We start from the raw sequence: 13888 nt of genomic DNA, 5'->3' as shown, positions 1-13888 counted from the left end.
GCGTCGTTCGCGGTCGGGTCGCCACGGCATCGCGAAGTCCCGCGCCGCGTCGTCTCGGTGTTCCCTTGATTTTCCCAACCTGTGTCGCTCCAACGATCTGGAACCTCGCATGCACCCGAATCGCCCCCTTGGGTTTAATTCATTTTTTGTCAATGCTAGCATACAGTTTCGCGTGGCACCCAGTCAACAATGGCAAGGAACATGCACATACCAGCGGTTTCTCATCGTGATGAATCCCTTGATAGCCATACCTTTCCAACGTCTCGCGGGCTTCGCCTCTCCGCTGTCGCAACCCTCGACACGGCAAGGGCCGCGGCGCGGGGGACCGGGATCGCGGTGGGGGGCTCGCCCCGATCGAAACCGCCGTTTCCGGGAATGGCGACATCGACCCTGCATCTTCCGCGAATGCGACGATCCACAAGCCGACAGGTAGGAATATGAACGCAACAGCACTGCGCTTTCGCGCGTTTCTTTGGGCCATCGTCTATCAATCCTTGGCGCGTCTCGTGTTTGCTCTCCTTTCCCTGGCCTTGCCGTTGATCGCCCTGCTGCGCCCGAAGGTGGGATCCTGGCTGCGGGCGCGCCTGTGGCCTTCGCCCATCTCGTTCCAACCCCGGGTCTGGCTTCATGCGGTCAGCCTGGGGGAAGCGAAAATCGCCATGGCGCTGCTCGATGCGCTGCCGCCGGGCAGCCACGACGACTGGTTGGTGACCGCCACCACGCCGGCGGGTTACCATCATTTCAAGCAGTCACTCGGCCATGCCGACCGCACGGATCGCATCCATTTTCTTCCCTGGGATTTGCCTTTCTGTTACCGGCGCCTGTTGGGTCGTCGATCCTGGCCCGAACTGTTGCTCGTGGAAACCGAGATCTGGCCCAACCTGTTCGCCGGCGCCACCAAGGCGGGGGCTCGGGTGATCATCGTCAACGGGCGGCTGGGTCCCAAGACCCTGCGGCATCGTCGCAATCCCTTTTTTCGGAGAATTTTCGATCACCTGACGATGGTTGGGGCGCGGGGCGGCACCGACATCGATCGATTCTCCCAGTTCGGTCTCCCGCCCGAGCGAATGCGGGTGACCGGCAACATGAAATTCGATCTGAAGGCCCGGCCGTTGGCCGAGAGCGAGTTGCGCGACTGGCTGGCACGCGACAAACCCACCCTGGTCTTCGCCTCCATCAGCCACGACGAGGTGCCGCTCCTGGTGCCCCAGGCCGCGGCGTTGATGCGCCGTTTTCCCGAGCTGCGCCTGCTGTGGGCGCCGCGTCATTTGGAGTACCTGGACCAGCATCTCGCGGCGCTCGGTGAGGCCTTGGCCGAGGCGCCCCCCGTACTTCGTTCCGCCTTGAAGGATCTGGCCGATCCCGGATCGAAGGGTACCGATCCGCGCGTGCTGGTGCTGGACACCTTCGGCGAGCTGGCCTCCTGTTATCCGTTCGCCAAACTCAGCCTGATCGGCGGTAGTTTCAACGACCGCGGCGGTCAGAACTTCCTGGAATCGCTCCAGGCCGGTACGCCGGCCGTGATGGGCCCCTCGACCGAGAATTTTCGGCGCGAAGTGGCCGAAGCCTTGGACGAAGCGGCGATCCGCGTCGTGGCCCACGCGGCCGAGGTGGCGCCGGTGCTTGGGGACATGCTCGAGGACGGCGACGGTCTGCAAGCCATGTCCCGTCGCGCTCAGGCGTTTCTCGCGCGCCACCGGGGTGCCATCGGCCGAACCTCCGAGCTGTTGCGCGAACTGAAGTTGGTGGATTGAGAGGCTGGATTCCCTTGGCGGGTGCGTTTTGCGCCCGAACCGAGAGAACGAGCGCGGCGCTTGGCCTATGATGGAACATAGGCCAAACACCCGAAATCGTTACGGGATATGCTCTCGCCCTGCCTTTCCACCGAGGTTGCAACTTGGATTTTTTCCTGGATCGCATCTCTTTTCTCATTCCTCTGTTTGTGTGTTGGACCTTTATTGCCCTTATCGAGGTGACGCCGATGGTCTACTCCTACCTCGTGAATCGCGTCAATCGGATGCGCGTCAAATCCAAGCTCGCCTCGCTTGGAGTCCGAATGATGCAGGCCGACCCGCAATACGTGGGCAGCTATCCCGTGGCCGGTAGCGGGCGGGGCCACGACTTTCGGTTCGACCCCAAGGCGCTTGCCTTGGACTTTCCGTTCAGTCAGCCTCTGGAGGCACAGTTCACCCTCGTGGCGAAGGGTTCCGAATCTTCCTACGGTCAATTTTTCCAGACCGGCGACCCGGCCTTCGACGCGCGTTTCGATCTTTGGAGTTCCGATTATCGGGCTTTGAGTTATCTGGACCATCAAAGTAGGGTGCTGATTCGGCGTCTGGGACACCTGACCCTCACCCACGAAGGCATTCGCGTGACTTTTTTGGACAAATTGCTGCTGCCCTTTTCGTTGCGGGGTCACTTGAAGGGCGTGGCCTCTCCCGTGAGAATCGGCAACATGGCACAGGTTTTCGAAGATGTCTCGACTTTGAAGAAGAACCTGTTGCGCACGCGTGTCACCACCGACCGGATGTGGCAGATCATCGCCGGCGATCCCGTCGAGGACGTTCGCGTGAACTTCCTGGGCTTGTGGTTGCAACACCATCGCGATAAGGAAACCGGTCGGATTCAGCCGCCCGGATTCGAGAGGCCCGAAGGATTTCCCCTGCCGAGTCAGGAGATTCGGTTGCTGGAGTTATTGCTCCGGGAGGGCGCGGCGTTCGAGCGGCTGGCAGGAGAGTTCCTCCCGGGTTTCACGGCCAAACTGGCGCCGTACCTGGCACGCGAATTGGCCACGCGCGAGCCTGGATTACGGGCCCGCATCTTGCGCGGCGCGCTGGTTCACCGTCCGTTGGTGGAAGAGGCCGTAAGCGGAATCGCCGAAATGGGTGATCGCGGTGCTCTCGACGATCTGTTCGCCTGCCGTTACCGCTTTCAGGAACCCGAAACCCAGGCCGCGGTCCTGCAGGCGATCGGTCGGCTTGGGGGCCCGAAGGCATGCCGATACCTGTTGGATTTGATACCCCGTAAATGGACTCTGGTAAATCCGAATGTCGTGATTGCGGCCTTGGCTCGTTGCGGTGAATACGACACGATCGAACGACTCGTGGCCCTTCGTGAACGAAACCCCCGCCTGGCCGGCAATATTTCGGTGGCGATCCGCGGAATTCAGGACCGTTTGGGTCTGACCTCCGAAGCGCGCGGCATGATCAGCGTGTCGGGGGAACGCGAGCATGCCGGGGGTCTCAGCCTGATCGGCGATCAGGACCAGGCCGGCCGCCTCGACCTGGCGGATCGTTCCGCAGCCACGGAGACCGGCGATCGCGATCCCGGCTCGTGACCGGGCCCGTGCCCACCTGGAAAGGGAAAGATCGCACCCGGCAAGTCGGCTCGGCTGGTTGGGCCCGGCATCGGCTCTCAGGTGTCGACTCTCGGCAAAGCTCTTGTAATGTCTGATTAGCTGAGGCGAGGCATCCATTGGCTGAAACCGGATCACCTGTGGCGCCCGGCCGATTCGAAGCGACCCCTTCAAAAAGTTCCCCTTTTGGATGGGAAAAACTAACCCGACGGGGTCGCTCGGTAGGTAAACCCAACAGGATGCGATTTTTTTGGCTTCGATTGGCCGCATTTCGCGCTCATAGTTGTATGGAGCACGACATAAGCGCCCGTTGAACGGTGTGGGATCATTGGTTCACCGTTGCGGGATCATCTGACTATCGGGAGTCGTCATGGATCCGGGGACTTTTTGGCTGAGTGTGTTGGTCGGTGGGCCGGTGGTATTCTGGGGGCTCGGTAAACTCGCCCAGCTCGATGCCCGTCGTCTGGTGCGGCACAAGCTTCGGGAGATGGGTGCCGTCCTGACCTCGCCACCTGATTCCGATGGGGGACCTACGCCCAAATACCTGATTTGCGGTGAGTTCGAAAAAGAATCGTTCATCGTCGATACCAAGGCCCAGGTTTTGACCATCCCTTTCGAACGCGAACTTCCGCTCTCGTTGGGGGTTACGGTTCGCGACCAAACCGGCTCGGAGTATCAGGTCACCGGTTTCTACCAGACCGGCGACCCATCATTCGACGACCGCTTCGCCGTGGGTGGCCAGGACGATCGGGTTCTAGCCTATTTCCCCAAAGAAAGCCGCGATCTGCTCATGTCCCTCGGTGATGTTCGCATCTATGTTTCCGGGATCTATGTAACCCTTCAAGTGAAAACCAATAAAAAGGTGGGTAGATCTCCCTACCGGCTGGGTCAGGCCCATCGAGCGGTGGCCTCGGCGGTTGCGCTGAAAAAGAATCTTTTCGACCAAATTTCTCTCGAGCGGCGGCTTCAGAAAAATATTTACCTGGATCCCAGCGCACTTTTTCGCACCACCAACCTATTTGTGTGGGTGCGCTACCTTCCGCCGGAAACCCCCATGATCGGGGGAGAACCTCCTCCCAAGTCGTGGTCTCCTGAACTGGGGTTTCTGAAGATTTGGACAGGTGTCGAACATCCCCTAAGCGGTTACCGCGCCCTCTTTCCCCATATCTACGCCCCATTGGCGCCGATCCTGTTCATCGGCATCGACCGGTTGCCCGCCGATATGCAACGAACCCTTTCGTGCGATGCACTCGGCTACCCGGAATTGCTGGACGGCGCTTGCACCCAGTTGGGCGAGTTGCGTGACCCGACCGCGATTCCCCATTTGATTGCGGCGTTTCGACAGCATCTCAATCACCGGCACCGCGACCGAATCATCGAGATCATGCCGCGGTTCGAGGATTCGCGGGTCCTTCCCTTTCTGATCCGGGTATTGATGGAACCGGATGAGGGATTGCAGTGCGAGGCGGCCGAGGCGCTGAGCAAATGCGGAGATCGCGCCTCGATCGAGGCCCTGGCATTGGCACGCGAACGGTTCCCGGAGTGTCGCCAAGCCGCGAGTCTGGCGATTGCCGAGATTCAGGGCCGGCTGGGACTGCGTGGCGACGAATCCGGCTTCATCAGTGTCGCCGAGGAGGATGTCGACCGCGGCCAGCTCAGTTTGGCGGATACCGCCGATCGCGGCGGCGAACTCAGTTTTTCGGAGCAGCGGGCCACCGCGACGGTCGATCACATGGCGAAGCGTGAGGCCAAGTCGTGATAGAAAGGGGAGAAATCTCGTCGCTTCGGCTTTCGGGCCCGGTTTTGAACGACGCTTTCCCAGTTTGAATTCGATTTTCGGATGTCGAGGTCCGGGAATCCGTGAGAAATGGAGCATCCATGAGTTTTTGGTCGATTGATTTGGGGACCAGCAATACCGCGGTGGCGCGTTGGAATCCCGATGCGGGCCATCCCGACATGATTCACTTCGAGGAGCTTTGTCGCGAACCCGAGGGGGGCAGTGAAATCGACGTGCGTTATTCGATTCCCTCCAGCGTGTTCATGGTCGAGCCCAAAACCTTCAAGGAGCGCATGGCTCGATGGTCGGTGCTGGATCGTTGGTTTTCCCTGGGGCGTCGGGCCTACATCGGTCGGGCCGCCTTGGAGCGGGATCGCCACACCCACGGCGCCCACTTCGTGCAGTGCTTCAAGCCGGCGTTGATGCGCGACAGTTACCGCACCTTGGCCCGCATGGGTGGCAAGTCGGTGGCGGCTCGATCGGTCGCCAAGCTGTACCTGCGCGAATTGATGCGAGAGCTCAAGCGGCTGGATGGTCGCCGGCCGAAGAAGGTCGTGATCGGTACGCCGGTGGACTGTTACGAGCCCTATCGCGCGGTGCTCAAGCAGCTCCTGCGCGAGCTGGGGGTGGGCACGGTCAAGTTCGTCGACGAGCCGGTGGCCGCCGCCTTGGGATACGGGCTGAAATTGCACGACGATCGACCGTTCCTGGTGGTGGATTTCGGCGCCGGCACCTTGGATCTGGCCCTGATCCGCATGGATCGGCGCACGGTGGAGCATTCGGGGACCTGTCGGGTACTGGCCAAGGAGGGCCTTCAACTGGGTGGGAACCAGGTGGACGCCTGGCTGTTGGAGCACTTCTGCCGGGCGAAGGGGTTCGACTTGCAACGCGTTTCGGAAATGGTCGAGGCCTGGTGGGCGCGTGCCATGCTTTCCGAAGCGCGCAGCGTCAAGGAGCGTCTCTTTTTCGAAGAAAAAACCAGTTTTTTCCTGGAGCCGCCGGAAGGGATGCGGTCCTTCGACATGATTCTCAAGATGCAGGGCGACCTCGTCAAGGAACCGCTGGAGGTCTCACGCGAGGAATTGATCCAGTTGATGGAGACCCAGGGTGTCTATCGAAACGTGAAGGAAGCGATGGATTCCATTGCGCGTCAGGCCGAGCGGCTGGGCATTTTCGAACGTGATTTCGGCGAGGTGCTGATGGTGGGTGGCTCCAGTCTGTTGCCGGGCATCTACCGGTTGGCGGAAGATCGCTACGGTCGCGACCGCGTGCGGGCCTGGCAGCCCTTCTTCGCGGTGGCATACGGAGGCAGCGTGTTCGCCGACGGAAGTCAGGTCACCACCGATTTCATCACCCACGACTACGCGGTGGTGACCCACGACGCCAAGACGCGCGAACCGCAGCACCACGTGGTGGTACCGGCCGGCACGGTGTTCCCCACGGCGCCCGATTTCTGGAAGAAGCGATTGGTGCCCACCTGCGCCACGGGCGAGCCGGAGGATTTGTTTCGCCTGGTCATTTGCGAGTTGGGCCGCCGTCACGGAGATTTGCAGGAGTTCGTTTGGGACGGCCAGGGCCGGCTTCATCGCATGGACCGGGAGCGCGAGCAGGAGGGGCCGGTGGTGATTCCCCTCAACGAGAACGATCCCACTTTCGGTACCTTGAATCCGCCGCACATGCCCAGCGACCGCAACGCGCGTTTGGAGGTCAGCTTCGGCATCAACGAAGATCGTTGGTTGGTGGCGACGGTGCGCGACATCAAAACCGACAAGATGCTAATGGAACAAGAAGCGGTCGTCCGCCTTAAATGAATGCACTCGAGCGGTTCAGGGATCACGTGAACTCGCCAACGAAGAGAGGATGATCGCGATACCGTAGCGAAAAAGAGAGGCGTGGTGCCAGGTAGGTTCATCCGCCGGATGAACAAACCGAAGCCTCAAAACCCAGAGAACCACTCTCAATAAGAGCGAAGCCCCGCTCCCTAGAAACGAAGAGGCGAGAAGATCCAGTTGGCAAAAGAGAAGGAGGGTGCCAGGCAGGTTCATCAAGGACGGAGAGCCCTCAGATTTATGTGTCATAGAGAGACGAGTTGCGGTGGTGATATCGGAAGTTTCAATTGCGATTTACTCTGGCTCTCTTGAACCAAAGTTGCTCGGAATGCCCGAATGCCGAAAGATTCGTGGTGCCCGGTAGGTTCAGCCGCCGGCTGAACTTGCCGAAGTGATCCATGCTCAGAGTTCCCACAAGCTTGAGGATCGGCGCGGCTGTTGGTTGGGCGGGGCCGGTATGGTCACTGGGCGGACACTTCGAAGCGACCAAGGCTTCGCAGATATGAAACACCAGAGGTCGAGGCACCAATAGAAGCAGGAGCTTCGGAATGTGTTGCGAGCATGGCCGGCCGGCAAGGCCGCCGCACCTACCTGGCCTTATCGGCCCTGCACGACGCTCTCTCAGACAGCCGTGACCACCATGCCAGCTCGCTTCGCATTTGTTCGTTTCTCGAAATCGAGCTGGCTATGCTCGCTGGTTCGGGTTCTCAAAAAACAATCAGATTTTTTCGGTGCCGAAAATCCCCTGGCTTTTTTGGGGATAGCTGGGTTAATTTGTTGCCAATGAAATTTTGAGTGACAAAAAATGCCGAACCTGACCGGGAAGAATTTCTACCGGTGCCATTTGCCGCATTGGCATCCGGGAAAGGTGTCCTCTTTCATCACGTTTCGACTTGTAGGTTCTTTGCCTCGTGATGTTTTGGATACTTGGCGCAAGGAATCCAAGCCGCCTTCAGAGTCGAAGTCGCAACGGTGGCAGCGGCGCCGCCAATGGTTTCGCAAGTTCGAATCCCTGTTGCATCAGGGTGCATCTGGTCCGCTCTGGCTGGGAGATTCGGGTGTTGCCCAGATGATAGCTGAGTGCTTGCATTATCGACATGACCGGGTCTTCTTTCTAGATTGTTTTTGCATCATGCCAAATCATGTGCACATGGTCATCAATCCGTTGATCCAGCAGGGAGAGCCATCTACTTCGGCGTTGATGTGGGGCTCGATACCCGGGATCATGCATTCCCTGAAAAGTTATACCGCCCATGAAGCGAACAAAATGCTGGGGAGAACGGGGCCATTTTGGGCGAAAGAGTCCTTTGATCATTGGCTGCGAAGTTTGGAACACTGGCAACGCGCGGTGTCTTACGTCATGGAAAACCCGGTTAGGGCGGGTCTTGCGACGATCCCCTCGGAATATCCCTGGAGTTTTTCTAGATTTGGCTATCCACCATTGAGCTAATTCTGGTTTTTCGGCCCGGTTAGATAGTTGGAGGTGGAATCTCACATGGTTAGGAATTCCCTGTGATGCTGGCTACGCAGGTTGGGATTTGCTGAATGGGACAGCGCAACCGGTAGATGAGCTTTCCCGGCATGACGGCCCTTTGCTTCGAGGTGAAGCAGGAGACCTTTTAGCGGCGAGGAGGGGGTCTCGGGTTTCTCCTGAGTAGGTTGTGATGGTTGGGCTTTGCGGCTTCGAGGAGTTCATCCGGCGGATGAACCTACTGGGCATGGCGGCCCTTTGCATCGAAGGGAGTAAGGGAACCTTTTGGCTTCGAGGAGGGGGTCTCGGGTTCCTCCTGAGTAGGTTGTGATGGTTGGGCTTTGCGGCTTCGAGGGGTTCATCCGGCGGATGAACCTACTGGGCATGGCGGCCCTTTGCATCGAAGGGAGTAAGGGAACCTTTTGGCTTCGAGGAGGGGGTCTCGGGTTTCTCCTGGGTAGGTTGTGATGGTTGGGCTTTGCGGCTTCGAGGGGTTCATCCGGCGGATGAACCTACTGGGCATGGCGGCCCTTTGCATCGAAGGGAGTGAGGGAACCTTTTGGCTTCGAGGAGGGGGTCTCGGGTTCCTCCTGGGTAGGTTGTGATGGTTGGGCTTTGCGGCTTCGAGGAGTTCATCCGGCGGATGAACCTACTGGGCATGGCGGCCCTTTGCTACGGAGTGGAAACGGAGACCTCTAGGCTTCGAGGGGGGATAGGATCACTTTTGAGCGGGCTGTGGACGTTCGACTGGTGGTTCACAACGATTCGCGTTCGAAGCCCATGACGATCGCGTCCACGTTGTTCTCGATGCGGTCTTCGATGTGTGACAGCGTTCGTTCCACGATCGTCTGGTCGGTGCCCGTGACCACGAAGGTCCACTCGCTGCGATCGTGTACGTCGTGATAATTGCTCTCGCAGACCGCCACGTTGGTCGCGCGACCGAAGCGATGGCGCAATCCCACCAAGCGCCGTCGCTTGTCCTTCAAGCTGCGGCAGCCTTCCAATCGAAACTCAACGGTCAGGATTTCAAGCAGCATCGATTTCGTTTCTCCTCGGCCTCACCGTCAACCTCGATCGAATCGTGCCCATACCGGGCAATGATCCGACGGCTTTTCCATGCCGCGCAGCTCGTAATCGATGCCGACCTCCACCAACCGCTCCATCATCGGTCGGGTCGCCAGAATGAGGTCGATCCGCAGACCTCGTTTGGGGTCGCGATCGAAACCCCGGCTGCGGTAGTCGAACCAACTGAAACGGTCATCCACGTCGGGATACTTCTCCCGGAAGGTGTCCGTCAAACCCCAGTCCTTCAGCGCCGCCATCCACTCGCGCTCCTCCGGCAGGAAGCTGCACTTGCCTTCGCGCAACCAGCGCTTGGCGTTGGACGTACCGATGCCGATGTCGCCGTCCGTCGGTGCGATGTTCATGTCGCCGATGATCAACAACGGTTCGCTTGGATTGCAGGCCTCGTTCAGGTAGCCCATCAGGTCGGCGTAGAACTTCTGCTTGTTCGGGAACTTCTGGGGATGGCTCCGACTTTCGCCCTGGGGAAAGTAACCGTTCAGGATCTTCAATTGGGTGCCCGCGAAAGGCAGCGTCACCCCGATCATGCGCCGCTGCGCCTTGGCGTCGTCGGTGGGGAAGCCCTTCATGACTTCCAGTGGTTTTTCTTTGGTCAACAGGGCGACTCCGTAGTGACCTTTCTGTCCGAACCAGTTGGGCTCGTAGCCGAGCTCGCGCAAGGACTCGGCCGGGAACTCGGCGTCGACGACCTTGGTCTCCTGAAGGCCGATCACATCCGGCTGCAGGGTCTCGGTGAGCGCTTTCATTTGGTGTTGACGGGCGCGGACGCCGTTGACGTTGAAACTGACCACCTTCATGGGGCACCTCGATGGCATGAAATCGAATGATCCCAGGTTGTACCATCAACCCGGCGATAAGGCAAATGGCGGGTGAGGCGTGTCCGGGTAGCGTGGCGTCGATGCGTCGTCGATAAGAGCCCGATGCCTCCGCCGTTCGTGGTCCCATGCAAAAGAATGATTCGGTAAATGCCGAGAAATGGGGTAATCACCTTCGTTGCCCTGGACACCGCGGCGGTTTTTGTCTTTCAATGCGATGAGGGGGCTGGCCTCATAGCCTTCAATTTGCCACGCCCCGCCCGCGAAATGTCAGCATTGTCAACTTCATTTCCTGCATCGTCCTGATAAGATGCGGCTCTTACCTGGGTGCCATATGTCTTGCGCCCGAAAACCATCATTCAACCACAGGAGTTACACCGCATGAGTCCTTCGAACGCTTCCGAGATCACACTCAAAAAAAACCGTTACGCGCAAATGATCGACCACACGCTGCTCAAACCCATGGCCACGCCCAGCCAGATCCGCAACCTCTGTGAAGAAGCGGTGGCCCACCAGTTTTTTTCGGTTTGTGTGAATCCCGCCTATGTGCCCTTGTGTGCCGATATTTTGCGTGGGCAATCCGTGCGCGTCTGCACTGTCGTCGGGTTCCCGCTCGGGGCCACCGGCACCGCGGTCAAGGCCGCCGAAGCGGCTTGGGCGGTGGAGCACGGTGCCACCGAGATCGACATGGTCATCAATCAGGGATGGGCCAAGGCACGCGACTGGCGTGCCGTGGAAATCGATATCGCGGAGGTGAGGCGGGCTTGTGGGTCGGCGCTGCTGAAGGTGATTTTGGAGACCTGTAATCTGACCGACGAGGAAAAGATCGCCGCTTGCAAGGCGTCGGAATCGGCGGGCGCCCATTTCGTCAAGACCTCGACCGGGTTCGGCGGTGGCGGTGCCACCCTGGACGATGTGCGGCTCATGCGGGAATCGGTGTCGAAATCGGTGTCGGTCAAGGCATCGGGCGGCATTCGCGACTTGAAGACCATGGAAGCGATGATCGAGGCGGGAGCCGGTCGCATCGGTGCCAGCGCGGGGATTCACATTCTCTCGGAGCTCAGGAAAAAGCCCGACACAAACTGAGGTATGCCCGGAAAACTCGTGCCTACTGCCGTGCCTACCGCTGTCTTCGATTCCCCATCCAGTCGCCTCGGGAAAGGTGGTGTCCTTCATGTCTGGATGGGGTCAGGGGCAGACACGAAACATGGCTGTGGGCAGCTCCCTACAGCCAGCCTCGAACCGGGTCGCGCGGATCGATGGAAGCCGCGCGCCACCAGGGCTGGGTTTCCTCGGGAACCATTACTTTTATATATAGAATTTCCTGCGTTTGGGCGGACGCCTCGCCCGCCGCATGCCCCAACGGCGCATTGCACGCGACGGTTTGGCCCTCGGAAACCGCGATGCGTTCGGGATCGAATCCGGCGATCATGATGCACATCGACTGATCCTGCGCCAGGAGATACAGGCCGTGGCCCGTGCGGTCACTGGAGATGCGCTTGACGACACTCCCGGCGAAGGGCGCGGTGATGGCGCTGCCCGCGGGAATCGACAGTTCGGCCAGGTTGCCGATGCCCACTTGGATCTCCCGCTCCGATTGGACGCCTTCCGCCAGCAACCTGCAGGGCCTGGTGAACGCGGTGGTTTCCACGTCGTGGGAAACCGGCGTGTCGCTCTCGGGCGTGGGATCGGGTTCCGCCACCGGTGCCTCGGCTTCTCGAGTCGATGCGGTTTCTCCGACAGGAGATACCGAGGGGTTCGCGTTCGGGGTTTCCGTGCCGTTGGGCAAAGATGGCTCGCTCGCCCGGGATGGGGTTGTGTCGGTTGAAGAGTGCGAGGCCGACCCACTGCCTGGCGGGCTAGGCACGGCGCCCGTCGGCGTTTGGCGTGGGGGGACGGATTCGGCGTGAATGCCGCTGTCGTCGGCGTGAACGTCCGGCTGCGGGGTCGGCGTCGTAGCCTGGGACGGCTGTCCCGAAGGTGTCTCGCGGAGCGTTCCGTGCCCGGTCGCGGGCGCTGACGGAAGTGAGTCGTCCGGGGGGCTTGTGGCCGCTTCGGAGGGAACCTGGGGATTCGGTTCCATAGGAATCGTGGATGGGCCTGGCTGGTACGAGATGCTGCTCTGCACCATCCAGAAAGCGGTTCCGATGCATGCCGCTGCCGCGATGAGGACGATCCAGCCATGGACCATTTGCATGAAGAAACGCAATCTCGCCTCCTTCGGCTGCTGTCGCGGTGTTCAGGACCGCGCGCGTACCCGTTCTTCCAATCGTTCCCACCAGCGCATCATCAAATGGTCGGCGGATTCGGTCAGGGTGCTGGCCAACTTCTCGCGTACCGATTTGCCGGCGTGGAAATCCACTTTGAACAGCGTGGCCTCTTCGCCCAGGCACATCAGGTAATCGTCGCTGGTCATGATTTCGTCGATCATGTGTTTGTCGAGTGCCTGGCTGCCGTACCAGGTTTCGCCGGTGGCGATTTCCGCCAAATTCAGGCTGGGCCGGTATTTCGCCAGAAAGTGTTTGAACAACTCGTGGGTTTCTTCCAGTTCCGATTGGAACTTGTCGCGACCTTTCTCCGTGATCTCGCCCAGCGGTGACAGGGTCCGTTTGAACTCACCCGCGGTCAGTTCCAGGTAGTCCACATCGTACTTTTTCAGCAGGCGATGAAAGTTCGGGAACATGGCGATGACCCCGATCGAGCCGACGATCGCGAAAGGCGAAGCCGTGATCTTGTTGGCGACGCACGCCATGAGATAGCCACCACTGGCCGCGACCTTGTCGATACAGACCGTCAAGGGGATCGACTTTTCGCGCAGGCGGACCAACTGGGCCGCCGCGAGACCGTACTGATGCACCATGCCGCCGTTGCTCTCCAGGCGAACCAGCACTTCGTCTTCCTTCTCCGCGACCGTCAGAATGGCGCTCACTTGCTCGCGCAGGTCGGCCACCGCGGTGGCGGCGATGTCGCCATGGAACTCGATGACGAAGACGCGTTTGGCGGCGGTGTCCTCTTTTTCCCGTTCCTTGTCCTTCTGTTTGGCCTCTTTGCAAAACGCTTTGTACTGCTTGGGGTCCATCGTCTCGCGACGGAGACTGTCGGCCAGGTTGTGGTAATGATCGCTGAGATCGATGACGGATAGGTGCCCGGGGCTCTCGTCACCCTGGCGGCGCAGGGCGCTGGCGATGATCAAGACCACGGCGCCGATGGCCACCGTGAGAATGCCGGCCTTGATCGTAAACCCGGCGATCTCCAAAAGAAACTCCATATGGCCTCCTGATCCGCCCATTATTCCTTGGGATGCGGTCTCAAGTAAACCGCGCGTTGACTCCGGCTCGCACCGATTATCGTAAGCCAGGCAAGTGGGATGCGTTATAATCGAAGACGGCGGCCCTCACTTGATTTTCATAAATGCAACTCGGATCACCTCGGTACCATCGTGAAGGGTCCTGTTTCCGGTGCACCGTCGTCTCAGGTGCGATCGCGCCATTCCCATTTTCTATCGCATGTTTGTGTGTTTCTCCATGTTTCCCATATCAGGTTCGCGCCGGCTCGGTG

Annotated in this window: 10 protein-coding genes; 6 read left to right on the top strand and 4 right to left on the bottom strand. The window is 59.7% G+C overall.

Annotation, left to right across the window (positions count from 1 at the left end; translation table 11 throughout):
- The first annotated feature begins 437 nt into the window (after positions 1–437).
- The 5 genes from J3U87_RS09470 (at position 438) to J3U87_RS09450 (ending at position 8411) form a co-directional block, all read left to right on the top strand.
- Positions 438–1754 carry a 3-deoxy-D-manno-octulosonic acid transferase gene (locus J3U87_RS09470; RefSeq protein ID WP_237382802.1) on the top strand — a complete coding sequence of 439 codons (1317 nt, stop codon included), beginning with the start codon at positions 438–440 and terminating at the stop codon, positions 1752–1754.
- Positions 1755–1981: 227 nt separating this feature from the next.
- On the top strand, positions 1982–3337 hold the full coding sequence (locus tag J3U87_RS09465) for a HEAT repeat domain-containing protein (RefSeq protein ID WP_237382801.1): 1356 nt from the start codon (positions 1982–1984) through the stop codon (positions 3335–3337).
- Between the two features lie 388 nt (positions 3338–3725).
- Positions 3726–5114, top strand: coding sequence for a HEAT repeat domain-containing protein (locus J3U87_RS09460; protein WP_237382800.1), 1389 nt, complete (start codon positions 3726–3728; stop codon positions 5112–5114).
- Between the two features lie 119 nt (positions 5115–5233).
- On the top strand, positions 5234–6943 hold the full coding sequence (locus tag J3U87_RS09455; protein WP_237382799.1) for an Hsp70 family protein: 1710 nt from the start codon (positions 5234–5236) through the stop codon (positions 6941–6943).
- An 823-nt stretch (positions 6944–7766) separates the two neighbouring features.
- A complete protein-coding gene (locus J3U87_RS09450; protein ID WP_237382798.1) occupies positions 7767–8411 on the top strand; it encodes a hypothetical protein in 645 nt (214 codons plus the stop codon).
- A gap of 776 nt (positions 8412–9187) precedes the next feature.
- On the opposite strand, the gene J3U87_RS09445 is transcribed toward J3U87_RS09450, so the two are convergent.
- Positions 9188–9469: a DUF503 domain-containing protein gene (locus tag J3U87_RS09445; RefSeq protein WP_237382797.1), complete on the bottom strand. Its 282-nt coding sequence runs from the start codon at positions 9467–9469 to the stop codon at positions 9188–9190.
- 27 nt (positions 9470–9496) lie between these two features.
- Positions 9497–10312, bottom strand: a complete 816-nt coding sequence (gene xthA, locus J3U87_RS09440) for an exodeoxyribonuclease III (protein ID WP_237382796.1) — start codon at positions 10310–10312, stop codon at positions 9497–9499.
- 399 nt (positions 10313–10711) lie between these two features.
- Between xthA and deoC the strand changes: the two genes are divergently transcribed.
- On the top strand, positions 10712–11416 hold the full coding sequence (deoC, locus tag J3U87_RS09435; RefSeq protein ID WP_237382795.1) for a deoxyribose-phosphate aldolase: 705 nt from the start codon (positions 10712–10714) through the stop codon (positions 11414–11416).
- Between the two features lie 139 nt (positions 11417–11555).
- Here the strand turns inward: deoC and J3U87_RS09430 are convergent, their stop codons facing one another.
- A complete protein-coding gene (locus J3U87_RS09430; RefSeq protein ID WP_237382794.1) occupies positions 11556–12032 on the bottom strand; it encodes a hypothetical protein in 477 nt (158 codons plus the stop codon).
- Between the two features lie 537 nt (positions 12033–12569).
- The gene (gene sohB, locus J3U87_RS09425) at positions 12570–13598 is read right to left on the bottom strand and encodes a protease SohB (protein WP_237382793.1); all 1029 of its coding nucleotides are present in this window, start codon (positions 13596–13598) and stop codon (positions 12570–12572) included.
- Positions 13599–13888 lie beyond the last annotated feature (290 nt).

Origin of the sequence: Sulfidibacter corallicola, assembly GCF_017498545.1 — a bacterium.
GTDB lineage: Bacteria > Acidobacteriota > Holophagae > Acanthopleuribacterales > Acanthopleuribacteraceae > Sulfidibacter > Sulfidibacter corallicola.
This window is presented reverse-complemented; position numbering and strand designations above follow the sequence as displayed.

Excerpts from the sequence above, each read along its gene's own strand:
- J3U87_RS09470 (WP_237382802.1), top strand. The coding sequence starts at position 438 with ATGAACGCAACAGCACTGCGCTTTCGCGCGTTTCTTTGGGCCATCGTC.
- J3U87_RS09465 (WP_237382801.1), top strand. The coding sequence starts at position 1,982 with ATGGTCTACTCCTACCTCGTGAATCGCGTCAATCGGATGCGCGTCAAA.
- J3U87_RS09460 (WP_237382800.1), top strand. The coding sequence starts at position 3,726 with ATGGATCCGGGGACTTTTTGGCTGAGTGTGTTGGTCGGTGGGCCGGTG.
- J3U87_RS09455 (WP_237382799.1), top strand. The coding sequence starts at position 5,234 with ATGAGTTTTTGGTCGATTGATTTGGGGACCAGCAATACCGCGGTGGCG.
- J3U87_RS09450 (WP_237382798.1), top strand. The coding sequence starts at position 7,767 with ATGCCGAACCTGACCGGGAAGAATTTCTACCGGTGCCATTTGCCGCAT.
- J3U87_RS09445 (WP_237382797.1), bottom strand. The coding sequence starts at position 9,469 with ATGCTGCTTGAAATCCTGACCGTTGAGTTTCGATTGGAAGGCTGCCGC.
- xthA (WP_237382796.1), bottom strand. The coding sequence starts at position 10,312 with ATGAAGGTGGTCAGTTTCAACGTCAACGGCGTCCGCGCCCGTCAACAC.
- deoC (WP_237382795.1), top strand. The coding sequence starts at position 10,712 with ATGAGTCCTTCGAACGCTTCCGAGATCACACTCAAAAAAAACCGTTAC.
- sohB (WP_237382793.1), bottom strand. The coding sequence starts at position 13,598 with ATGGAGTTTCTTTTGGAGATCGCCGGGTTTACGATCAAGGCCGGCATT.